General features: G+C 68.0%; 21 protein-coding genes. 15 read left to right on the top strand and 6 right to left on the bottom strand.

Annotation, left to right across the window (positions count from 1 at the left end):
- Positions 1 to 186: 186 nt before the first annotated feature.
- The gene (locus tag ACQE3M_RS10260) at positions 187 to 1,290 is read right to left on the bottom strand and encodes a PLP-dependent cysteine synthase family protein (protein WP_430505511.1); all 1,104 of its coding nucleotides are present in this window, start codon (positions 1,288 to 1,290) and stop codon (positions 187 to 189) included.
- A 94-nt stretch (positions 1,291 to 1,384) separates the two neighbouring features.
- Between ACQE3M_RS10260 and gatE the strand changes: the two genes are divergently transcribed.
- Positions 1,385 to 3,253 carry a Glu-tRNA(Gln) amidotransferase subunit GatE gene (gatE, locus tag ACQE3M_RS10265; RefSeq protein WP_430505512.1) on the top strand — a complete coding sequence of 623 codons (1,869 nt, stop codon included), beginning with the start codon at positions 1,385 to 1,387 and terminating at the stop codon, positions 3,251 to 3,253.
- Between the two features lie 499 nt (positions 3,254 to 3,752).
- Here the strand turns inward: gatE and ACQE3M_RS10270 are convergent, their stop codons facing one another.
- A complete protein-coding gene (locus ACQE3M_RS10270; protein ID WP_430505513.1) occupies positions 3,753 to 4,235 on the bottom strand; it encodes an Lrp/AsnC family transcriptional regulator in 483 nt (160 codons plus the stop codon).
- A 183-nt stretch (positions 4,236 to 4,418) separates the two neighbouring features.
- Between ACQE3M_RS10270 and ACQE3M_RS10275 the strand changes: the two genes are divergently transcribed.
- Both ACQE3M_RS10275 and ACQE3M_RS10280 read left to right on the top strand, forming a co-directional pair.
- A complete protein-coding gene (locus ACQE3M_RS10275; protein WP_430505514.1) occupies positions 4,419 to 5,357 on the top strand; it encodes a DMT family transporter in 939 nt (312 codons plus the stop codon).
- A 96-nt stretch (positions 5,358 to 5,453) separates the two neighbouring features.
- Positions 5,454 to 5,669 (top strand): hypothetical protein, encoded by a 216-nt coding sequence (locus ACQE3M_RS10280; RefSeq protein WP_430505515.1) that lies wholly within the window; start codon positions 5,454 to 5,456, stop codon positions 5,667 to 5,669.
- Positions 5,670 to 5,833: 164 nt separating this feature from the next.
- On the opposite strand, the gene ACQE3M_RS10285 is transcribed toward ACQE3M_RS10280, so the two are convergent.
- A complete protein-coding gene (locus ACQE3M_RS10285; RefSeq protein ID WP_430505516.1) occupies positions 5,834 to 7,519 on the bottom strand; it encodes a YcaO-like family protein in 1,686 nt (561 codons plus the stop codon).
- Positions 7,520 to 7,705: 186 nt separating this feature from the next.
- A complete protein-coding gene (gene tbsP / locus ACQE3M_RS10290) occupies positions 7,706 to 8,521 on the bottom strand; it encodes a transcriptional regulator TbsP (protein ID WP_430505517.1) in 816 nt (271 codons plus the stop codon).
- Positions 8,522 to 8,714: 193 nt separating this feature from the next.
- Here tbsP and ACQE3M_RS10295 point away from each other — a divergent pair, with 193 nt between their 5' ends.
- Positions 8,715 to 8,903: a hypothetical protein gene (locus ACQE3M_RS10295; RefSeq protein ID WP_430505518.1), complete on the top strand. Its 189-nt coding sequence runs from the start codon at positions 8,715 to 8,717 to the stop codon at positions 8,901 to 8,903.
- Here ACQE3M_RS10295 and ACQE3M_RS10300 read toward each other — a convergent pair whose 3' ends face one another.
- Positions 8,904 to 10,940: a hypothetical protein gene (locus ACQE3M_RS10300; protein ID WP_430505519.1), complete on the bottom strand. Its 2,037-nt coding sequence runs from the start codon at positions 10,938 to 10,940 to the stop codon at positions 8,904 to 8,906.
- 142 nt (positions 10,941 to 11,082) lie between these two features.
- Here ACQE3M_RS10300 and glyA point away from each other — a divergent pair, with 142 nt between their 5' ends.
- The 3 genes from glyA (at position 11,083) to ACQE3M_RS10315 (ending at position 13,590) form a co-directional block, all read left to right on the top strand.
- Entirely contained in the window at positions 11,083 to 12,330 is a 1,248-nt protein-coding gene (gene glyA / locus ACQE3M_RS10305) for a serine hydroxymethyltransferase (RefSeq protein ID WP_430505520.1), read from the top strand.
- A gap of 187 nt (positions 12,331 to 12,517) precedes the next feature.
- Positions 12,518 to 13,240: a TFIIB-type zinc ribbon-containing protein gene (locus tag ACQE3M_RS10310; RefSeq protein ID WP_430505521.1), complete on the top strand. Its 723-nt coding sequence runs from the start codon at positions 12,518 to 12,520 to the stop codon at positions 13,238 to 13,240.
- Between the two features lie 122 nt (positions 13,241 to 13,362).
- Entirely contained in the window at positions 13,363 to 13,590 is a 228-nt protein-coding gene (locus ACQE3M_RS10315; protein ID WP_430505522.1) for a DUF7385 family protein, read from the top strand.
- Between the two features lie 47 nt (positions 13,591 to 13,637).
- Here ACQE3M_RS10315 and ACQE3M_RS10320 read toward each other — a convergent pair whose 3' ends face one another.
- Complete coding sequence (locus ACQE3M_RS10320) at positions 13,638 to 14,534, bottom strand: tetrahydrofolate dehydrogenase/cyclohydrolase catalytic domain-containing protein (protein WP_430505523.1); 897 nt, start codon at positions 14,532 to 14,534, stop codon at positions 13,638 to 13,640.
- Between the two features lie 172 nt (positions 14,535 to 14,706).
- On the opposite strand from ACQE3M_RS10320, the gene ACQE3M_RS10325 reads away from it, so the two are divergent.
- From ACQE3M_RS10325 to ACQE3M_RS10360, 8 genes are all read left to right on the top strand, one after another.
- Complete coding sequence (locus ACQE3M_RS10325) at positions 14,707 to 16,263, top strand: Na+/H+ antiporter NhaC family protein (RefSeq protein WP_430505524.1); 1,557 nt, start codon at positions 14,707 to 14,709, stop codon at positions 16,261 to 16,263.
- Positions 16,260 to 16,538, top strand: a complete 279-nt coding sequence (locus ACQE3M_RS10330) for a DUF7513 family protein (protein ID WP_430505525.1) — start codon at positions 16,260 to 16,262, stop codon at positions 16,536 to 16,538. The genes ACQE3M_RS10325 and ACQE3M_RS10330 overlap by 4 nt, the downstream gene beginning before the upstream one ends.
- 917 nt (positions 16,539 to 17,455) lie before the next feature.
- Positions 17,456 to 17,746, top strand: a complete 291-nt coding sequence (locus ACQE3M_RS10335; RefSeq protein ID WP_430505526.1) for a 50S ribosomal protein L21e — start codon at positions 17,456 to 17,458, stop codon at positions 17,744 to 17,746.
- A 3-nt stretch (positions 17,747 to 17,749) separates the two neighbouring features.
- Positions 17,750 to 18,106: an RNA polymerase Rpb4 family protein gene (locus ACQE3M_RS10340; protein WP_430505527.1), complete on the top strand. Its 357-nt coding sequence runs from the start codon at positions 17,750 to 17,752 to the stop codon at positions 18,104 to 18,106.
- Between the two features lie 105 nt (positions 18,107 to 18,211).
- Entirely contained in the window at positions 18,212 to 18,931 is a 720-nt protein-coding gene (locus tag ACQE3M_RS10345) for a DUF655 domain-containing protein (RefSeq protein WP_430505528.1), read from the top strand.
- Positions 18,932 to 19,029: 98 nt separating this feature from the next.
- Entirely contained in the window at positions 19,030 to 19,977 is a 948-nt protein-coding gene (locus tag ACQE3M_RS10350) for a 16S ribosomal RNA methyltransferase A (RefSeq protein WP_430505529.1), read from the top strand.
- A gap of 5 nt (positions 19,978 to 19,982) precedes the next feature.
- The gene (locus ACQE3M_RS10355; RefSeq protein WP_430505530.1) at positions 19,983 to 21,164 is read left to right on the top strand and encodes a mechanosensitive ion channel family protein; all 1,182 of its coding nucleotides are present in this window, start codon (positions 19,983 to 19,985) and stop codon (positions 21,162 to 21,164) included.
- Positions 21,161 to 21,736 carry a HemK2/MTQ2 family protein methyltransferase gene (locus ACQE3M_RS10360; RefSeq protein ID WP_430505531.1) on the top strand — a complete coding sequence of 192 codons (576 nt, stop codon included), beginning with the start codon at positions 21,161 to 21,163 and terminating at the stop codon, positions 21,734 to 21,736. Before ACQE3M_RS10355 ends, ACQE3M_RS10360 begins: the two co-directional genes overlap by 4 nt.
- Positions 21,737 to 21,769 lie beyond the last annotated feature (33 nt).

Below are 21,769 nucleotides of genomic sequence, written 5' to 3' on the forward strand. Positions count from 1 at the left end.
GCGCGACCGCTAAAGCGGCTGGGGCTTTCAAGGCATGCTGAGTGGCGACGCCGGCGTCGATAGCCCACTTCATTTATAAACGCGGTCGGGCAACTGCGGGAGGTTTCAGGGAGTATCGAGCGGGGTCGCCGGCGACGATGCCTGTAATCCGAACACCTGCGACATCAGTTCGATCGACGAACCTATTTAAAACAGATCCGACCAGAGTCCCTCGGAGTATCGGTCACCACGGTCACAGAGCGTCGTCACGACGACGTCGTCGCGGGCGAGGAACCCCTCGTGAGCCAGTCCGTAGACGAGCGCGACGTTCGCCCCCGTCGAGGGACCCACGACGAACTCGCCGTCGACCCGGAGCCCTGCCCGCACCTGGTCGCGGTCCCACTGTCCGGTGTCTCGGATCGGGATCTCCCGGTCGGCGTACTGCAGGCGCAGCCAGCGGGCGGCCTTCATCGCCGTATCGGTCGTCAGGTAGCGCTTCTCGTCGACGCGGAACTGCTCGTAGACGTCCTGGTAGGGGTGGTTACCGGTGCGCAGGTATCGCGTCCCCTCGATTTCGCTGGGGTCGCTGGCGGGCTCGTAGCCGACGATGGTGACCTCGTCGCCGAGCGCGCGGGCGACGCCGGTGATCGTCCCCCCTGTCCCGGCGCCGGTCACGTAGTGGGTCAGCTCCGGGGCCTGCTCGCGGATCTCCGCGCCTGTCGTCGCCTCGTGGATCCCGGGGTTGTCCGGGTTCATGTACTGGTTCGGCCAGTAGTAGTCGTTCTCGGCGGCCGCGCGTTCGACGGCCTCGATGATGGCATCGTACGGGGCCGCCGCCGGGACGGTCGTCAGCTCGGCACCAGCCTCGCGGATCACCTCCCGCTTCCCGGCACCCGCGTCTTCCGGTGAGGCGATGGTGACGTCGTAGCCGCGGGCGGTTCCCACGCGGGCGACGGCGGCGCCCGTGTTCCCGCTCGACGGCTCGATGATCGGCTGGTCCGGGTCGAGGTCACCGCGGCGCTGGGCGGCGTCGATCATCGCGTAACCGATGCGGGATTTGACCGTTCCCGGCGTGCCGGTCGTGTAGAAGTTGAACCACTCGGCTTTCGCGTAGACGGTCGGCTCGATGCCGAGGTCGAGCTCGACGAGCGGCGTCTCGAACAGCGTGGACTCGTCGAGGGAGCCGGCCGCGTTCGTCGGCGGGACCGCGGCGGCGGTCGGCTCCGCGGCGGTTGGCTCCGCAGCAGCCCGGGACGCGGACGCTCCAGCGTCGCCATCGACGTCACCCCGCTTCCCCTCGCTGTCGACCATGTTGGCACACTCCCGGCAGGCGACAAAAGTCTGCTTGCCGCCCCAGCGAGCGAACTGCCACCCTTTTTGTCCCGCGGCGTCGGAGTCACTGGCAATGAGCGACTACGATTACGAGGAGTTGGGCCTCGTCGCCGGGCTGGAGATCCACCAGCAGCTCGACACGGCGACGAAGCTGTTCTGTGACTCCCCGACGACGCGTCGCGAGCCGGAGGAGGCCGAGCGGGAGCTCACCCGCACCCTCCACCCGACGAAGAGCGAACTCGGCGAGCTCGACGAGGCCGCCCTCGAGGAGAGTCGCGTCGACCACGAGTTCACCTACCTCGCGTACGATACCACCTGCCTGGTCGAGGAGGACGAGGAGCCGCCCCGCACGGTCGACGACGAGGCGCTCTCCGTCGCCCTCCAGATCGCCGACCTGCTCGACGTCACCGTCGTCGACCAGGCGCACGTAATGCGCAAGCTCGTCATCGACGGCTCGAACACCTCCGGCTTCCAGCGCACGTTGCTGCTCGGCCAGGACGGCGCCATCGAGACGAGCGAGGGCACCGTCGGCATCGAGGACCTCATGCTCGAGGAGGAGTCCGCCCAGCGCATCGAGGAGACGGACGAGGGCGTCGTCTACGGTCTCGACCGCCTCGGCATCCCGCTCGTCGAGATCGGCACACGCCCGGACATCCGGAGCCCGGAGCAGGCCCGTGAGGCCGCCGAGCGCATCGGCATGCTGCTCCGTTCGACCGGGACGGTCAAGCGCGGCCTCGGCACGATCCGCCAGGACGTCAACGTCTCCATCGCGGAGGGCGCCCGCGTCGAGGTGAAGGGCGTCCAGGACCTCCAGGGCATCGAGGACATCGTCCGCGGCGAGGTCCAGCGCCAGTCCGAGCTCCTCGACATTGCCGACGAGCTGCAGGCTCGCGACGCCGAGGTAGGCGACACCCAGGAGGTAACCGACGTCTTCGCCGACACCGACTCCGGCGTCATCGGCGGCGCCCTCGAGTCCGGCGGCAAGGTCACGGCCGTCCCGCTGTACGGCTTCGACGGCCTCGTCGGCCGCGAGATTCAGGAAGACCGCCGCCTGGGGACCGAGCTCTCGGACCACGCGAAGCGCCACGGCGCCGGCGGCATCTTCCACACGGACGAGCTCCCGGCCTACGGCGTCACCGAAGACGAAGTCGAAGCGCTCCGCGAGGCAGTCGGCGCGAGCGACGACGACGCCGTCGCCATCGTCGCCGCCGACCCCGAGACCGCCGACCTCGCCATCGACGCCGCGGCCGACCGCGCCGAGACGGCCATCGAGGGCGTGCCGGAGGAGACCCGCGACGCCAACGAGGACGGGACGACCCGCTACCTGCGCCCGCTCCCGGGTGCGGCGCGGATGTACCCCGAGACGGACGTGCCGCCTGTGGAGCCGGACGTAACGGAGGTCGAAACGCCGGAGCTCCTCGACGAGAAGGTCGACCGCTACGTCGACGAGTTCGCCCTCGACCGCGGGCTCGCCGAGCAGGTCGCGTTCGGCCAGCGCTTCCCGCTGTTCGAGGACGCGGTCGCCCGGGGCGTCGACCCGACGCTCGCGGCGACGACCCTCGAATCGACGCTCACGGAGCTGCGCCGCGACGACGTGCCGGTCGGGAACCTGACGGACGAGCACCTGCTCGAGACGCTCGCACTCGTCGACTCGGGTGAGGTGCCACAGGAAGGGCTCGAGGACGTGCTGACGACGCTGGCCGAGCAGCCCGCCCTCTCTGCCGAGGAGGCCGCGGAGGAGGCGGGCGTCGGCGGCGTCAGCGAGGAGGAGGTCCGCGAGGCCGTCGCCGAGGTCGTCGAGCGCAACGCCGAGCAGGTCGAGGCGGAAGGGATGGGCGCCTTCTCCGGCCTCATGGGCGAGGCGATGGGCGCGCTGCGCGGGAAGGCCAGCGGCGACCTGGTCTCGGAAGTGCTGCGCGAGGAGATCCAGAAGCGGGCGTAAGCAGTAGTTGGAAATACGGGTTCTTAATTCAGAAATCGGCTGAAACAGGCGTTACAACGAGACTGCTTACTGACCGAATATCTGGTTCACCAAACAATTATTGAATAGCGTGTTGTTTGTAAAATATGTCCAATAAGGACACAGTGGACTTAGTAGAAGAATGGCAGACTGGGGTCTTTTTCATCATTGGTTGTGTCATTATCGGAGTTATTGCGGCCGTAATCGGCGGGTCTGTTGGCGGTCACCCCGGAGCCTTGGTAGGTTTATTGGGTGGGGTGATACTGGGCTTTCTTGCGTTATCGTACCTCCGTTACGGTCGGTGACGCCCTGTATTGACCGATGTGTGAGTTCGCTGTACTGACCGATTCCTCTGACGTCGTTCGCAACCTACAATAAATAAACAAATTGTGTTCCCAGCTACTGTAAATCGGAACGCCGCCCCGTCGCCCCGTCGCCCATCGCTCGCGACGGTCGACCTCAGTCAGTGCGACAGTCCCTTTTATTCGGTTAGTTCCTCGACGAGCGTCTCGGCGTCGTAGGTCGCCGGCGCGCGCGGCTCGTCGCGCAGCGCGGAGATGACGAACGTCGAGTTCGTCCGCTCGACCTCGGGGATCGCCTCGAAGTCACCGATGAGGCGCTCGACCGCGTCCGACGAGGAGAGGCGGGCGATGACGATGAAGTCCGTCTCGCCCATCGTGAAGAACGCCTGCGTGACGCCCTCGACGGCGAGTAGCTCGTCCGCGAACTCCTCGTAGGGACCCTCGTAGCTGGCGAGCACCTCGACGATGACGGTGACGCCGAGCCCGAGCTCCTCGTGGTCGAAGTCGTAGAGGTCGTTGTCGATGACGCCGGCCTCCTTTAAATTGTTCAGCCGGTAGTGGATCGTCGACACCGGGATGTCCGTTTCCTCGTGGAGTCGCTCGGGACTCCCCGTCCCGAGATCCGAGATCGCCTTCAGCAGTCGCACGTCGCGTTCGTCCATATCCCCCTTCCGGGCGCCGCCGACAAGTACCTGACGGCTGATAGAATTAGATCTTTCTCCAACAGTGGCGTATAATTCGGGATCCTGATTGGACACACTTCATATGTCTGGTTGTTCATTCGGGATTTAGCGTCTTGTTAGAGTGTAGTTTAAGAGTATAGAGATAGTTCGGATCAGTATCCAATGTTCGGGAAATCTCTCGATTCGTCTCCGGCCGCGACGGTCGCGGCGTTCCTCCTGCTGGCGCTGCTGTGGGGCGGGTCGTTCGTCGCCATCGAGGCCGGGCTGCACTATTTCCCCCCGCTGCTGTTCGCGGGGGTGCGCTACCTCGTCGCCGGGGTCGTCGTGCTGGGCTACGCGGCCCTCACCGTCGACCAGTGGGTCCCTCGGAACCGGACCGAGTGGGCCGGATCGCTCGTCGCGGGCGGGCTCGTCATCGCGCTTTATCACGCGCTGCTGTACGTCGGTGAGCTCCACGTGTCGGGGGCCATCGCGGCCGTCATCGTCAGCCTCTCGCCGGTGCTGACCGCCGCGTTCGCCGCGCTGATCCTGCCGAACGAGCGACTCGGGTCGATGGAGCTCGGCGGCTTCCTGCTCGGGATCGTCGGCGTCACCGTCATCGCGAGCCCCACGGCCGACGCGCTCGCGTCCGCCCAGACGCTCGGGGCGGGCCTCGTCCTCCTCGGCGCCGTCGCCTTCGCGCTCGGGGCAGTGCTCCTGCGACCGCTCCGGACGGACTTCTCGCTCGTCGCCCTCCAGGGCTGGGCGATGGTCTCCGGGAGCGTCCTCCTGTTCGCCGGGGCCCAGCTCCGCGGCGAGTCGACGGCGGCCATCGTCTGGAACGCGACCTCGATCGTCTCGCTCGCGTACCTGACGGTCCTCTCGGGCGTCGTCGCGTTCCTCATCTACTTCGCGCTGCTGGACGCCGTCGGCCCCGCGCAGCTCCACCTGGTCGGCTACGTCGAGCCCGTCGTCGCCGCCGCGTTCAGCTGGGTGGTCTTCGGCCACGTCATCGACGCCGAGGCGCTCGTCGGGTTCCTCGCGATCCTGGCCGGCTTCGTCGTCCTCGAGCGCCACGCGCTGGTCGACCTCGTCGACGCGCGGGTCGGCAGCGAGGCCTGACGCGGACGAGGAGGCCGGCAGCGAAGGCCGACGCCGTCGCTCGGCCCACCGCTTTTGGCGAGAAGCGTTTTCAGTGTGTCCAGTGTCCGGTCGTGTATGTCGCAGAACCTGCTGCAACATACCCTGTCGGTGGAGAGCCTCTCGACCACCACGGACACGGAGCCCCTGGCGGACGCGCTCTCCCAGGTCCCGGGCCTCGAGGAGGTCGACGTCGATCCAGCGACCGGCGAGGTCGAGGTCGCCGTCGACTCCGAGGTCGCCGTCGGCGACGCCCGCTGGGTCCTCCGACACCGTGGCCACGAGCTCGCTTGACGCGTCGACTGTGAGCCCATCCAGTCTGCGGCAACATCCGGGTTCCGACTGGCGGCGTCGACGCGACCCGTCGCGCCGTTACCGACCCGCCTCCGGACCCCACCACAGCCGGGTTCCGGCACCCCGCCTTCTCCGCTCCTCTCCGCTTCAGCGACGCCGACTGACTACGGGAACGGGTGATACTCGCGCTCGAGGTCCGGCACGAAGCCGAGCGTCTCCGGGACGTTGCGAGCGCGAGCGCCGAAGTACGGGTCGCCGGTGAACAGCGGCTGCGCTGACGGGACCAGCGCCCTGACTGACTCGAACCCGAGCGCCTCCAGGTCCCGGGTCGTCGTCCGCGCGGCGTAGGCGTCGAGCCCCTCGTCCGCGAGGCGGTCCAGTAGCGTCTCGAGCTCTTCCTCGCCGGCGACGTCGGGCGCACCGACGCCGTCGGTGTCGACAGCGACGTCCGGGTCGAAGAAGCGGCGCGTTTCCGCCGTGAAGTCGGCGTGGTGACCGATGGCGGCGCCCTGCTTGGTGGCCTCCTCCTGCCCCATCGCGCGCAGCTCCATCCAGTTCTGGAGCGCCTCCGCGAGCGCGGCGCGCGCGGCGGCGACCGGGTCGAGGTCGGCGTCCGAGCCCGCGGCGAAGCGCGGCCACTCCCCCTCGCGATGGACGCCGACCGCGACGACCGGCACGTCGACGTCGACGGTGAGGAGCAGTGCCGTCACCTCCAGCCCCTCCGCCGTGGCGCGCTTCTCGAGCTCGGCGAACTCCGCGTCCTCGACCGTCAGCTCCAGCGGGTCGAACGTCGAGTACCAGGCCAGCATCGACGCGTCGCGCTCGACGGTCTCGTAGAGCCCGGCCAGCAGCGCCTCGACGCCCGAGTTGCCGAGACCGAGGCCGGTCGTGATGCTCGGGCGGAACCGGGACTCGGCGGGCGGGAAGCGGACGAACTCCGCCGGCAAGGAGGCCTGCTCGCCGCTCGCGACGTGCTCGCCCTGGACCCAGGTGATGGACTCGTTGGTGACGTCGACGGGCTCGGGCGTGACGAACTGGTCCGGCGTAACCGGGTTGGGCACGTCGTCGGGCGTCCCGCGAAGGGCGGCGTCGCTCCGGTAGACCCCTGCCGAATAGCGTTCCAGCCCCTCCCCGATTGCCTTCATGAACGCGGCGTTCCAGTCGAGCGAGACGCCGGCGGCGAACTCCGCCGCCTGCGCGTCGCTGAACGCCGTCGTGTCGCAGGTGCTGGCGATGTAGTACGGGACCGGGAACGACTCGCGCTCGCCGACCTCGTGGAGCAGGCCGACGCGGCGGTCGACCGCCTGCTCGCCGCGCTCGAGGGCCTCGTCCAGCGTGACCTCGCGGTACTCGCGGTCGAGCGTCCGGTCCCGCGCCGCGGCGCAGCCACAGTCCGGCACCGGGAGGAACGTTCGCTCGCTGCCCGGGACCTCCACGACGGTGTCCCCGAGGGGCTCACCGGAGAGCAGCTGGACCGTCCGTCGGCCCGCGACGGCGCCCGCGTAGCGGACGGCCGAACGGACGCCGGCCGGGCGGTCCGCCGTCTCGGGGCCGGACGCGGCGACTCGCTGTCGGAGGCAGTCGTAGCAGGTTCCCTCGAAGATCGAGACGCTGGCGTCGACGTCGTCGAGTGCGTGGCCGCCGACACCGCCGACCTCGACGGCGACGACGCGGTCCACCTCGCTCGTCGCGTGTCCGAAGACGTCGGCGCCGGCGGTGTCGACGACGACCGCGAGATCGAAGCCGTCGAGCAGGTCGGCATCGACGGGCAGCAGGTTGACGTCGACGTCGCTCAGGGCGGCCTCCACGGCGTCGGCCGCCGGTCCCTCACCGACGAGTGCGATATCCATGCGAGGGGGGACGAAAAGCGGGGAGAAAAAAGCCCGGGGAGCGGGTCGCTACCGTGGTGTCGAACGGTTCACCGGAAGGAGCGCTGCACGATCGGAACGTCGAGTGTCCTCGGAACGTCGAGCGTCGGAGCGTCGCGTGCGTTCGTTCCGTCGTCGGCTATCCGAAGGGCGTGTTCGCCGAGCGCGTCAGGCCAGCATGCTTTCCGCGACGTTCGCGAGCTGGTCCGGGGAGGTGTCCTTGAGTCGCTCGTCGCCGAGCTTCAGGCGCAGGCGCGGGCGACCGACGTCGATCGGGACCTTCTCCGTGTCGATGAGGCCGAGGTCCTCGAGACGCGTCTTCGTCCGGGAGAACGTCGCCTTCGACGCGATGCCGACGTCCTCGCCCCACTTCGAGATGTCGTACAGCAGCGCGTCGTTCTTGGCGGCGACCAGCAGCGAGATGGTCACCTCGTCGAGCCCGTCGCCGTTGCCGCGGGCCGTCTCCATCGAGTCGAGGACGCTGTCGAAGTCGGCGCGGGCCTCCTCGCCGATCTCCTCGCTCATCGTCTCGCGGACGTGCGAGATGGCCGGCGTGCGCAGGCGGTGGTCCTCGGCCTCGTCGAAGGCCTCGCGGTACGTCGAGAACACTTCGTCGACGAACTCCTCGTCCCCGCTCGACAGCGCGGCGACGCGGTCGTCAGTGCTGACCAGGGCGAGAACGCGGTCCTCGGAGACGAATAGCGAGTTGTCCGCGTCCTCGGGCAGCTCGCGAACCGTGAGCGAGCCGTCGTCGATGAGGTCCGCGGCCTTCGAGGCGACGAGGAAGTCGTCCATGACGTCCTTCAGCACGTCCTCGTCGGCCAGCATGAGGATCCCCGGGAGGTCCGTTCGGTCGACGCCGGCCTCGACGATCGATTCGATCGTTTCGTCCGACGGGTCGACAACGAGCAGTTCGCCGTCCGTTCCGGTGAACGCGGACTCGAGGATATCCTCGACGTCCGTTTTGAGTAAATTCGACACCATTACTATACCGGTATAAAGGGCCGAGCTGTATTTAATATTAACGGGATTACGGGTTAACCCAGATTTCACCGCCCCCGACGATTTGGCCCCTGCTATAGCGTCTACGGGGCTGTTTTTCCAGTACATTTTCCCTATCATCAGGTAATTTTATTTATGGAAAAAACTTAAGGAGATAGTCAGTGATTGTCGTGGTATGCCAGGGCGTGAAATCCCGACGTCGGAGGTACAGGCACGGTGCAGCAACTTCATGTCGAAGCACGGCGCACGGGTTCTCGTCGCGCTGCTCGTCCTCGCGTTCGCCGCGGTCGGTGCGGCCGCAGGAGAGGGGGGCGAACTGCTCGCGGGCACGGCTGGCACCGAAAGCGGGGACGCCGGACCCTAATTAGAGCTCTTCCCGAAGCTCGTCCGACCAGCCGAGGTCGCCGTTATAAATAACCGGCGTGACGCCGTAGCCGAGAAACTCTTTCAGCCGTTCCCGGTCGACCCGGAACTCCTGTTTCGAGCCGTAGAGATGCGACCGGTCGTCCTCCTGAAGGTGCGACTGATACACGGAGCCCTGGTTGTCCGGCATGTTCGGGTGGTGGACGACGTGATACGTCCCGTCCTGTTCCTCGACCCGGAGGTGGGCCGTGATTATCTCCTCGGCTTGCAGCAGGGTGTGTGAGCCGTCGCCGACGACGGCGTAGTCCTTCCCCGCCATCACCCGGCGCCGCGACAGGTCCATGGCGCGCTCGATGCTGAACCCCTGCGCGAGCAGGCGAGCGAAGGCCGTCCCGACCTTCGCCGCGTTGTCCTCGAGGACGCGGTTGAACGTCACCCCGCCGGCGACGCTGCCGTTCTCTATCAGGTCGAGTCCCTCGTAATAGGAGCCACAGGCGTTGAGGAAGAACGTCTCCGCGTTCGACTCGGCCAGGTCGCTGGTCGCGAGGTGGCCGTCGGTACACACGAGGCCGTCCGGTTCGCAGTGCCCGACGAAGTGGACCATGTCGTGGCCGGCCTCGAAGACCGACGCCAGGTCGTCCGTGGAGAGCTCCTCACGCACCGACACGGACGCGTCGACCTCGAGGGCGGCTGCGCGGTCACGGTACGTCTCCGCGGCCTCGCTCGCTTCGATCCCCATGTCCGCGTCGTTGACGACGGCGACGATGGAGAGGCCGTCGCTCGCCTGTTGTCGGTAGCGGGCGCGGTTCTCGTACGCCGAGAGCCGGGATTTGAACACGTCTATCGGGACGCCGTCAGCCAACCAGCCGTGATTGCGCCCCGGGCCGAGTTCGGGCCGGCGGAGGTCGACGGACGCCGACTCGCGGCGGCTCCGGTAGAAATCCCCGAGCGAGCGCGACAGCCACTCGTCGCTGTCGAGCGACTCCGATTCGGGGAGAAAGAGCTGCGGGACGTTGAACAGGACGTACGGGAGCGCCCGCGCGCGCTCGAAGGTCGGCTGGACGTACAGCGAGAGGTGCCACTCCGGGAAGACGTCCGCGACGCGGTCGTACGGGAGCTCGAGGTACGTCTCGACCCGCTCGGGGACCGACTGGTCGTACACCCGGTGCGGATCGACGGCCAGCCGGTCCAGCGCCTCCGATTCCGCGAGCTCCGTCCCGTGCGGGCCGACGTTTCTGACGAGACAGTCGAGGTAGAACGTCCGCTGTAGCAGCTCACTCGCCGCGTGCGGGAACTCCGGGAGCGGCGGCAACTCGTGGCGGTCGCCCGCGACGAGCGTCGGCGTCGCCCCCGGCTCGGTCCGGACCGTCGCCCCGAGGTAGTGCCCCAGCGACGCACCCGTCACGAGGTATCGGAGGTCCGGCGGCAACACGAGCTCGACGTCGTCCCTGCTTCCCCGGAGCCCGGGCGGAATCCGCGTCTCCCCGTCGACGGGGTCCGTGAACGTGAGCTCCGGCGGATGCTGGCGCATCGTCGGGAACGACCGATCCGGAGTCTGCGTCCGGTGACTGCCCGAGATGGCCGACAGCGCCGTCGCGAAGCCGTCGACGGTTTCCGGGACCCGAATCTCCTCCCGGGGGGATTTGATCCGGCTGCGGAACCCGAGCGTGACCGGCGTCCGCGCGGGGAACTCGACCACGACCTCCCGGTGCTGCGGCTTTCGGATCGTGGCCGCCCCGTCGAACCGGAGGTACGTCATCACGGGGGCGTTCAGCCGGATACAGTAGGCGCCCGACTCCAGTTCGATGGGGCCGACGTCGCGTCCGAGCTCCGTCGACTCGTCGGCGTCGAGATCCTCGACCACGGCGAACCCGGGCGGGAACTCCAGGCTCGTCGCCCGGGCGAACACCGTCTCGTCGACGCCTCGCGGGAGGTCCGGGCCGTCCGACGCCGGAGCGAACCGGCCATCGACGACGCTCGTCTGCTTGGCTGCGTCGGTCGCCCGGACCAGATTCACCTCCCGTTCCACCCGAAGCATGTAGACGGAATGGTCGACTCCCGGCCCATAAATCGTTGTCGGGACTCGCGAAAGAATCGATCCCCGGGCGAATCGGGGCGCAAATACGCCGGATCCGAGCCGGACAGACAGGCTTATTGTTCCCGTACACAGGGGTTCGAACATGGACAAAGAGCACGTCCGCGAGGTCGATCCCGCGGTCGCCGACGCGCTCGCCGGCGAGCGCGAGCGGCAGGAGGAGACGCTGGCGATGATCGCCAGCGAGAACTACGCCAGCGAGGCCGTCATCGAGGCCCAGGGGAGCGCCCTCACGAACAAGTACGCCGAGGGCTACCCGGGCGCACGCTACTACGCCGGCTGCGAATACGCGGACGACGTCGAGGAGCTCGCCATCGAGCGCGCGACGGAGCTGTGGGGCGCCGAGCACGTCAACGTCCAGCCCCACTCCGGGACGCAGGCGAACCAGGCCGTCTACTACGCGATGATCGAGCCGGGCGACAAGATCCTCTCTCTGGACCTCACCCACGGCGGCCACCTCTCGCACGGCCACCAGGCGAACTTCACCGGCCAGCTCTACGAGGTCGAGCAGTACCAGGTCGACCCGGAGACGGGCTACCTCGACTACGAGGGGCTCCGCGAGATGGCGGAGTCGTTCGACCCGGACATCATCGTCTCGGGCTACTCAGCGTACCCCCGCGAGGTCGAGTGGGAGCGCATCCAGGAAGCCGCGGACGCCGTGGACGCCTACCACCTCGCCGACATCGCCCACATCACGGGCCTCGTCGCCGCCGACGTTCACTCCTCGCCGGTCGGGATCGCGGACTTCGTCACGGGCTCGACGCACAAGACGATCCGCGCCGGCCGCGGCGGGATCGTGATGTGCGACGAGGAGTACGCGGACGCCATCGACAAGGCCGTTTTCCCCGGCGGGCAGGGTGGCCCGCTGATGCACAACATCGCCGGCAAGGCGGTCGGCTTCAAGGAGGCGCTCCAGCCGGAGTTCGAGGAGTACGCCCAACAGGTCGTCGACAACGCGGAGACGCTCGCGGAGACGCTCTCGGACCACGGCCTCGAACTCGTTTCGGGCGGCACCGACAACCACCTCGTCCTCGTCGACCTCCGCGAGTCCCACCCGGACCTGACGGGCGGCGACGCCGAGGACGCCCTCGCGGCGGCGAACGTCGTCCTCAACGCCAACACCGTGCCCGGCGAGACGCGCTCCGCGTTCAACCCCTCCGGCATCCGGATCGGTACCGCCGGCATCACCACCCGCGGCTTCGACGAGGAGGCGACTGCCGAGGTCGCCGACCTGATCTACGAGGTCGTCGACAACCACGACGACTCCAGCGTCATCTACGAGGTCGGCGAGCGCATCGAGGAGCTGTGTAGCGAATACCCGGTCTACGAATAGGCGACCGCGGATTTCCTTTTTAAGCGTTCGGGCGCGGATTTGAGCGTTCCGGCACGGACTCGAGCGTTCGATCGCGGGTTCGAGCGTTCGAGCGCTGCTGGACGGGCCGTCCGAGTGGGATGCGCCGGTCGCGAGCGGAGGCGGTCGACCATAGGCCTTTCACGTCGGAGCCGCCAACGTGCAGGTAATGAAGATCCGCGGCGCACGCGAGTGCAAAAACTGCGGAACGCAGTGGGCCTACTACGAGACGGGCAGCGTCGAGTGCCCGGAGTGTGGCAGCCTCCGCAGCGTCGGCGTCGACGAGCGGAAGCAGCACACCGACGCGCCGGCGACGCTGGACCTGACCGAGCACCGCGCACGGTTCGGCGAGGCCCGGAGCACCCTCCCGGAGGAGGGCGTCGACGAGCTCAAGACCACCCTCCGAAGCTACCTCCGGAAGCGGGGCTTTATCAAGGGCGGCGAGCTGGAACCCCTCGACGACACGGTGCTCGCGGCCCACGAGCTGCTCCACGCGGTCGACGTGTACGATCGCCTGGCCGATCCCACCGACCCGGACCGCGAGTACTTCCTTTCGCTCCTGTCCGGCGCGGACGACGGCGACCGGCCAGCGCCGGCGGCCGTCCCCTCGAACATGCGGCCCGCGCGAGGGCAGGGGTACGCGAACGCGGTCGCGGACTACCGCGACGACGTGCTCACGTACCTCGACGACCACCCCGACGAGGACGCGCGGGAGGTTCTCGGCTCGCTCCGCGAGCGCGTCAAGCGCGTGGAATCGCTCCAGGGCGACGTCGACCCGGCGGCGGTCGAAGACCTCGTGACCGCCGCGAACGAGGTCGGGCGCTACCTCCGCGAGGACGACGCGGCCGCGCTGACCAGCGCCCGTGGGCGCGTCGAGCGACTGGAGCTGTAGCGGTCCGCGTCGACGGGGACCGCGATGGAGACGGCGAAGGCGACGGCAACGAGCTACCTTCGCCGAATCAAGGCTGATACTCGGCGGCGTGGATTCAAAAGGGACCGCGGCGACGCTCGCCCATGAGCGGGTTCGACGTCCACGACCATCGCCATCGACTGAAGCAACTGCGGGACGGCGGTGACACGAAGCTCTTCGAGAATCGGGACGGGGTCGCCTGTCCAGCCTGCGGCGACCCCTTCTCGCGGCTGTTCAGCACGGCGAACGCGACGACGACGTTCCCCGAGAACGACGGCGCACGGTTCTGTCTCGTTCGCGAGGACGACGTGGTCCACCTGTTCCGGCACTGAGCGACTCTGTCCGAGGGTATCCAGGAGTGCCGGGGGACCGACCGCGCTCAGGGAAGCTCGACGTCCACGCCGCCCTGCTCGCCGGCGGCCTTGACCGTGTTGTACAGCAGCATCGCGCGCGTCATCGGGCCGACGCCGCCCGGGACGGGCGTTATCTTCCCGGCCACGCCCTTTGCGGACTCGTAGTCGACGTCGCCGACCAGTTCCGTCTCGTCCCCTTCGCCCTCGACCTCGACGCGGTTGATCCCCACGTCGATGACGGTCGCGCCCTCGGCGATCATGTCGCCGTCGATGAACTCCGGGATCCCGGCCGCCGCGACGACGACGTCGGCGTTGCGGGTCTTTTCGGCCAGGTTCTCCGTGCGGGAGTGGCAGACGGTGACCGTCGCGTTCCCCTGCGGCGCCTTCTGCAGCAGGAGGTTCGCCATCGGTTTCCCGACGATGTCGGAGCGGCCGACGACGACGGCGTCGGCGCCCGCCGTCTCGACGTCGTACGCGGCGAGGAGCTTCTGGATGCCGTGGGGGGTGCAGGGCTTGAACCGGGCGTCGCCGGCGACGAGCCGGCCGACGTTCTCCGGGTGGAAGCCGTCGACGTCCTTCTCCGGGGCGATCCGGCGCAGGACTTTTCGCTTGTTCACGTGGTCGGGGACCGGCATCTGCACGAGGATCCCGTGGACGTCGTCGCGCTCGTTCAGGTCGTCGATGGTCTCGTACAGCTCCTCCGCCGGCGCGTCGGCGTCGATCTCGACGTGAATGCCCTCGATGCCGACCTCCTCGCAGTCCCGCTGTTTCATCGAGACGTACGTCTCGCTCGCGGGGTCGGCCTTCATCAGGACCGTTGCGAGCCCGGGCACGACGCCCTCCTCCCGAAGCGTCTCGACGCACTCGGCGACGTCAGCACGGACGTCGGCAGCGACGGACTCCCCATCGATGGTTTCGCTCATGTCTCCACCGAGGATCGGGGAGGTGAAAAGCCTACGGGATCGTGTCCAATTCGTCCTCATTAACTCCGCGAGATATACAAGAACGTGAGGTTGCAGTGGGGTACTTTCCGCGGCACCCAGACAGCGGCCAATATCGTGGGTATTTACTTCAGGAAAGAAATACCGCTATCCGATGAGTGACACAACCACCGAGGACGACCCGACGGACGGGTTCGCCGGAACCGACGACGGTCCGGAGATGGAGTTCTACGGCGGCCGGGGTGCCAGTGCGTTCCCCATCGCCTTCTTCATCGTCTGGGCGGTCGTGCAGACGGCCCTGCTACGCGTCGCCGACACGACCGGATTGGTCGTCGGCATGCTCGTCGGGCTGATCGCCGGGATGTTCCTCGTGAAGGGCACGTGGAGTACTTACGCAAACACCATCTTCGAGGGGATGACCCAGCCCGTGGCGGTAACCGCCATCGTCGCCTGGATCTGGGCGGGCATGTTCGCGACTACCCTCCAGACCGGCGGGTTCGTCGGCGGCCTCGTCTGGCTCGCCAACGTGGCCGGCGTGGGGGCAAGCCTGTTCCCCGCGGCGACGTTCATCCTCGCGGCCGTGCTCGCGACCGGTATCGGCACCGGGTACGGGACGACCATCGCCTTCGTCGCGCTGTTTTACCCCGCCGGGCTGCTGCTCGGCGCGAATCCCGTGCTGCTATTCGGGTCGATCCTCTCGGGGGCCATCTTCGGTGACAACCTCGCGCCCGTCTCGGACACGACCATCGTCTCCGCCGTGACCCAGGACGCCGACATCGGTGGCGTCGTCGCCTCGCGGTTCAAGTACGCCATCGTCGCGGCCGGCGTCGCGCTGCCCGCTTACGTCGTCGCGGGCTCGATCATGCCGGGGCTCGATATCTCCGGGGACGCCCGGGAAGTGTTCCTCGCCGGCGCCGAGCCGCTCGCGCTGCTCCACCTGCTCTCGGTCGGCGTCGTCATCGTCTCGGCCGTTCGCGGTCGCCACATCGTCGAGGCCATCTCGTGGGGGATCGTCGTCGCCGCCGCGATCAACCTCCTGACCGGCCTCTCCTCGGCAGCGGACATCCTCGTGTTCCGCGCACCGGAAGGTGCACCGGCCGCGGACCTGCTGGGCGGTCTCCCGATCGTCGAGGTCGTCCCGGCGACGGGCAACGTCGGCGTGGGCGGGTCCCTCTACGCCGGCGCGTCCGGCTTCTTCGCGCTCTCCATCCTCGTGCTCCTGATCATCGCCGCCGCCCAGATCATGATCGAGGGCGGCGCGTTCCAGGCGATCCTCGACTGGTCGATCGAGAACCTCGCGACCAACGTCCGCAACGCGGAGCTGACGATGGTCGGCTCCGCCGCGCTCGTGAACGCCGCGATCACGATCAACACGGCCGCCGAGATCGCCATCGGCCCGTACATCTCGAAGATCGGCGAGCGGTTCAACCTCAACGGCTATCGCCGCGCGAACATCCTCGACGCCCAGACTGCCGCGCTCGGCTACATCTTCCCGTGGTCCGGCGGCGTCCTCGCGGGCTACTCCGCGATGGTCGGGCTCCCGGCCGAGTATGACTGGCTCACGCAGGCGATGCTCGTCAACCCGGTCGAGGTCTGGCCGTACGTCTTCCACGGCTGGGTGCTCGTGGCCGTCTTCATCGTGGCCGCGATCACCGGCTTCGGCAGGGAGTATCTCGTCGACCGCGAGAGCGAGGAGGTGGCTCGCGTATGAGCCTCATCAGCAAGTATCTCAGCGGCTTCTCGTTCCGCACGTCGACGCCCTCGCTGGAACCCGGTCGGACGGTCAACGTCTTCGTCAGCCAGTACGACGACGCGACGGGCGAGGGTATCGCCCTCATCGGCGACACCGAACTGCGCGTGGCCGAGTTCGACCCTGACGACATCGACAAGCGCGTCGCCGTCGACGTTCGCGAGTACGACGAAGCGACCGGCGTCGCCCGCGGGGAGTTCGTCGACGTCGTCGGCGAGAGTTCGTACACGGGCTGAGCGGGTTCGTTTTTGCTGTATCGTACTTTTTGGTTCTGCGGGCGGCAGCGGCCGCCGTTCTTGACCGCGGTGTGAACTTTGTCCGGCTGACACGAGCTTGCTCTCGGCGGCATCGCAGACGCCCAGAAAGCCCTCGGCCGCTCGCTATGTGTCGGTTTAAATAGGTGATACGGTCTTGCGCTTGACAGCACCGCAAACGCCCAGAAGGCCCTCGGCCGCTCGCGGTCGCTGAGCGACATATCTGAACCTCTCAGCACCGCTCGGTTCAGATAGAGGTCGACTCAGCGACTCCGTTACACCGCGACCGGCCATCGCCCTTTCAGTCCGCCAGGACAGCATCAGCGACCGCAACCGCGACGGCGACGCGACCGCCCAGCAACCGCAATTCCTCGACCCTCCCCAGCCTCGGTCGGGGCGCGCCGGTCACGCACCGCTCGGCGCGCCACCGGCCTCCCTCGCACGCGTTGCTCGCGCGCGCCGCCGCCCCGCCCCGCTCGTCCGAAAGCCGGCACGCGTCGCCAGCGAACCAACCGCCGCTAGCGCTGCGCCGCCAACCACTCCCGGGTGGGACTGAAAGGGGCAGCCGCTGAGCGGGACGCACTGCGACGCAAGCACCGCAATCCCGGCGAGCGACCGAAGGGAGCGAGCCGGGTGAGGAGCACAGCGAGCAGCGCGACCGCTCAGCGGCTGGGGCTTTCTGGGCATACTGAGTGGTGTCGCGAACGAAGATGGACGAGTTTGTTTATAAGCGCAACCGCTCAGCGGTGCGGGCTCACTCAGTGTACCGAGTGGTGTCGCTGACGCCGACTCTCGAATTACTGACGAACCCGACGACCACGTCCTTTGCCAATAGGTCCCGTCCGGAGTCCGTAACGCACCATTTATAAGCGCTCCGGGGGTACCATGGGGCAACCACTATGCCGAGTTCCAATGGCCCCCTTAACACGACCCGCGACAAGCTTTCCAACAAGCCCCGAGACCGTGGCACCTCCCCGCCGCAGCGCGCGATTCAGGACTACGACGAAGGACAGAACGTCCACCTGAAGATCGACCCGAGCGTCAACGACGGGCGCTTCCACCCGCGCTTCGACGGCCACACCGGAACCGTGGTCGGCAAGCAGGGCGACGCGTTCAAGGTGCAGATCAACGACGGCGGCAAGGACAAGACGCTCATCGTCACGGCCGCCCACATGAAGGCTCAGGAGTAACGGATGTCCATCTTCAAGGAGAAGCTCGACGAGGAGAACATCACGACGTCGGAAGCGAAGGGCATCCTCCGCGAGATCGAGGAGGAGCGCGCCGCCGACGAGGAGCGTGAACTCCGTTACGAGCTCGCCCGTGCCGTCGAGCACGTCCAGCGGTTCGCGGTCCTCGAGGCCGAGGAGTCCCGCGAACTCGTCAACGAGCTTACGGAGCTGGAGAAGATCGACGAGCCGACGGCGATCAAGATCACCGACCTTCTCCCCGAGGACAAGACGGAACTCCGCTCGGTGTTCGCCCAGGAACGCTACTCGATGAGCAGCGACGAACTCGACGACGTGCTCGATGTCGTCGCGAAGTACGCGTAGTCGGGCCGGGGACCACCGGCACTCGTCTCGCCCCCCGCGTTCTCACACCCGAAACGGCGTCGCGGCGGGCGGTTTTTTAAGTAGTACCTTCACATAGTGACGGCTATGACCAATCTCCAGGGCACCGACGCGGTTCCGGACGGCGGGACCGACCCCGACGCCAGCGGCGAGACCGACGCGAACGCCGACACCGACGACCAGCGCGCCGCCGAGGCTGACGGCAACGACGCGGCGGCCGAGGACGTCGACGACGCGAGCGAAGAGTCCGCCGAGGAGGCCGAGTACGCGGTCCTCCTCGACGTGATGCCTCGCGGGCTGCCGGAGGACGAGCGCCCGGAGTATCAGAAGTCGCCGGTGGCGTACGCCCTCGGGGAGGAGGAGTTCCGCCTGTTCGAGCTGACGCTCACCGAGGACGCCGACGTCTCGGTCAGCGACCGCGTGCAGCTCACGCCCCGCGAGGAGAGCGCCGCCGTCGACCGCTACCGGGAGGTCGACTACGCGGACCTCACGCGCAACGCCGAAACCGAGATCGAGTACGCCGTCGCGGACATCGTCGACACCCACGAGCAACGCTTCGTGGACTTCTACAACGAGGCCGGCCCGATCACGCTCCGGCTCCACCAGCTCAACCTCCTGCCGGGCATCGGGAAGAAGCTCCGTAACAACATCCTCGACGAGCGCAAGCGCAAGCCGTTCGAGAGCTTCGAGGAGCTCGAGGAGCGCGTCTCGGGGCTCCACAGCCCGAAGGACGACCTCGTCGAGCGCATCGTCGAGGAGATCGAGGAGGAGGACCTGAAGTACCGCCGGTTCGTCGCCGAGGACTGAGCCGAGCGGCCTTTTAAACCACGACCGACGGCCACGCCGGCGACCGCCGGGAACCCCGAGTCGGGACCTTTACCCCGAATCGTAGCTTATGCCCGCCAATGACTGACGATTCGACGGACTCCGGTGCGGCGCCGGATTCCGGTTCGGCGTCGGACTCCGGCTCAGCGACGGGCGCGGACACCGCGCGCCCGACGGGCGAGCGCGACCCCGACGCGCTGATCCGCCGCGCCGGCGTCCGTGGAAACCCCGAGTTCGACCAGCACTTCCTCGTCGACGACCGCGTCCTCGACCGGATCCCGGGCTACCTCCCGGACGAGGCGGACACCTCGCACCTGCTCGAGATCGGCGGCGGCGCCGGGGCGCTCACCGACCGCCTGCTTGCGGTCGTCGCCGAGAGCGGGCCGGACGCGACGCTGTCGGTGATCGAACGCGACGGCGAGCTCGCCGCCTTCCTGCGCGAGGAGTTCGCCCCCGAGATCAACGCCGACGCCCTCTCGATCATCGAGGGCGACGCGCTGGAGGTCGACCTCCCGGAGTTCACCGCCTGCGTGGCGAACCTCCCCTACGGCGTCTCCTCGGAGATCGCCTTCCGGCTGCTCCCCGAGAAGAAGCCGCTCGTGTTGATGTTCCAGAAGGAGTTCGCGGAGCGGATGGTCGCGGCCGCGGGCACGGACGACTACGGGCGGCTCTCCGTGTCGGCCCAGCACTACGCCGAGGTCGAGCTCGTCGAGCACGTGCCGAAGGAGGCGTTCGATCCGCAGCCGGCGGTCCAGAGCGCGGTCGTGCGCTGCACGCCGCGGGACCCGGACTACGAGGTCGCCGACGAGGAGTTCTTCCTCCGCTTCGTCAAGGCGCTGTTCACCCAGCGACGGAAGACCGTTCGGAACGCGATCCGGAACACGGCCCACATCTCCCGCCTCGCGGAGCCGGAGTCGGTCGTCGAGGCCGCCGACGAGGACCTGCTCTCGAAGCGCCCGGGGAACCTCGAACCGTCCGCCTTCGCGGCGCTGGCCGAACTGGCCAGGGACGTCGGGGAACCGGAGTGATCCGCATGCTGGAACTGTTGCAAACCACCACGAGCACGACGGAGCGGCTCGCCGTCACCACCGCTATCGTTCTCGTCGTCGTCGGCGTTCGCTACGGCGTGCGACGGTTCCGGCAGCGATGGAGCGGCGAGTTCGGTACGCTCCCGCGGCTGGGCCTCTCGACGGTCATCGCGGCGATCACCGGACTCGGCATCCTCGCGCTCATCTTCGTCTGGGGGCTCGGCGAGGAACTGATCCGGGCGCACACCCAGCTCGAGCTGACCAAGGAAGCACCGAAGATCGTCCTCGGCCTCATCATCCTCGGTGGCGCCTACGGGATGACCGACTTCGTCGGGGAGATCATCCGGAAAGTCGTCGGATCGCGGGAGCGGGTCTCACGGCACCAGCAGGAAGTGCTCTACCGACTGACCCAGCTGGCGATCTACTCCGTCGCCTTCCTCATTGTCATCGGGCTGTTCACGCAGAACCTCGGCGGGCTCCTCATCGGTGCGGGCTTCCTCGGCATCGTCGTCGGCATGGCGGCCCGGCAGACGCTCGGCGCCGCGCTCGCGGGGGTCGTCCTGATGTTCTCGCGGCCGTTCGAGGTCGGCGACTGGGTCGAGATCGGCGACCACGAGGGCACGGTGACGGAGATCACCATCGTGAACACCCGGGTCCAGACGTTCGACGGCGAGTTCGTCACGATCCCGAACGACCAGGTCGGCGGCAACGCCGTCGTCGACCGGTCGAAGAACGGCCAGCTCCGTATCGAGGTCGAGGTCGGCGTCGACTACGAGGACGACCCGGAGTACGCCGCCGACGTCGCGCTCGACGTGGTCCAGGACGTCGACAACGTCCTGTCGGGGCCGGCGCCGGACGTCATCGGCAAGCGGTTCGGGGACTCCGCCGTCGTGTTGGGCGTCCGCTTCTGGATCGACAACCCATCCTCGCGGAAGCGCTGGCGGACGCGGACGACCGTCATCAACCGGGTCCACGAGGCCTTCACGGAGGAGGGCATCACCATCCCGTTCCCGCAGCAGACGCTCTCCGCGCGCGAAGAGGGGTCCGTCGCCGTCGTCCGGACCGCGGCCGGTGGCGCGTCGTCGGAACCCGAATCGGCAGAGGGCGAATCGGCGGAGGAGGGATCGGCTGACATGGCCGCGGACGACCAGGCCTCCACCGAGACCGACGAGGAGGAGTCGCAGTGACGGACCTGGCCGACCAGCGTGGCGCGGAAACCGCGGTCTACCAGCCGGCCGAGGATTCCGGGTTGCTCGCGGAGGCCGCCGTCGAACGGGCTCGCGGCCGCGTCCTGGAGGTCGGGACCGGGTCGGGCTGGGTCGCCGAGCAGATCGCCACCGAGACGGACTGCTCGGTCGTTGCCAGCGACGTGAATCCCCACGCCTGCGAGTCCGCCCGGGAGCGCGGGCTGTTCGTCGTGCGCGGGAGCCTGCTCGACCCCTTCGTCGCCGACGCGTTCGACACGATCTGTTTCAATCCGCCGTATCTCCCGACCGAGCCGGACACCGAGTGGGGTGACTGGATGGAGCAGGCGCTCTCGGGCGGTGAGACCGGCCGCGAGCTGATCGAACCGTTCCTCGAGGACCTCCCGCGCGTGCTCGCGACCGACGGCGTCGCCCTCCTGCTCGTGAGCTCGCTGACGGGCTACGAGACGGTGCTCGACCTGATCGAGGACGCCGGTTTCACCCACGAGGTCGTCGTCGAGGAATCGTTCCCGTTCGAGACGCTGACCGTGCTCGCGCTGCGGCACGCGGACTGACCGCGGCGCCGCCGACTTGACCCCGGCACGCCG

Source organism: Halosubterraneus shenae (assembly GCF_050510935.1).
Classification (GTDB): Archaea; Halobacteriota; Halobacteria; order Halobacteriales; family Haloferacaceae; genus JBDGPU01.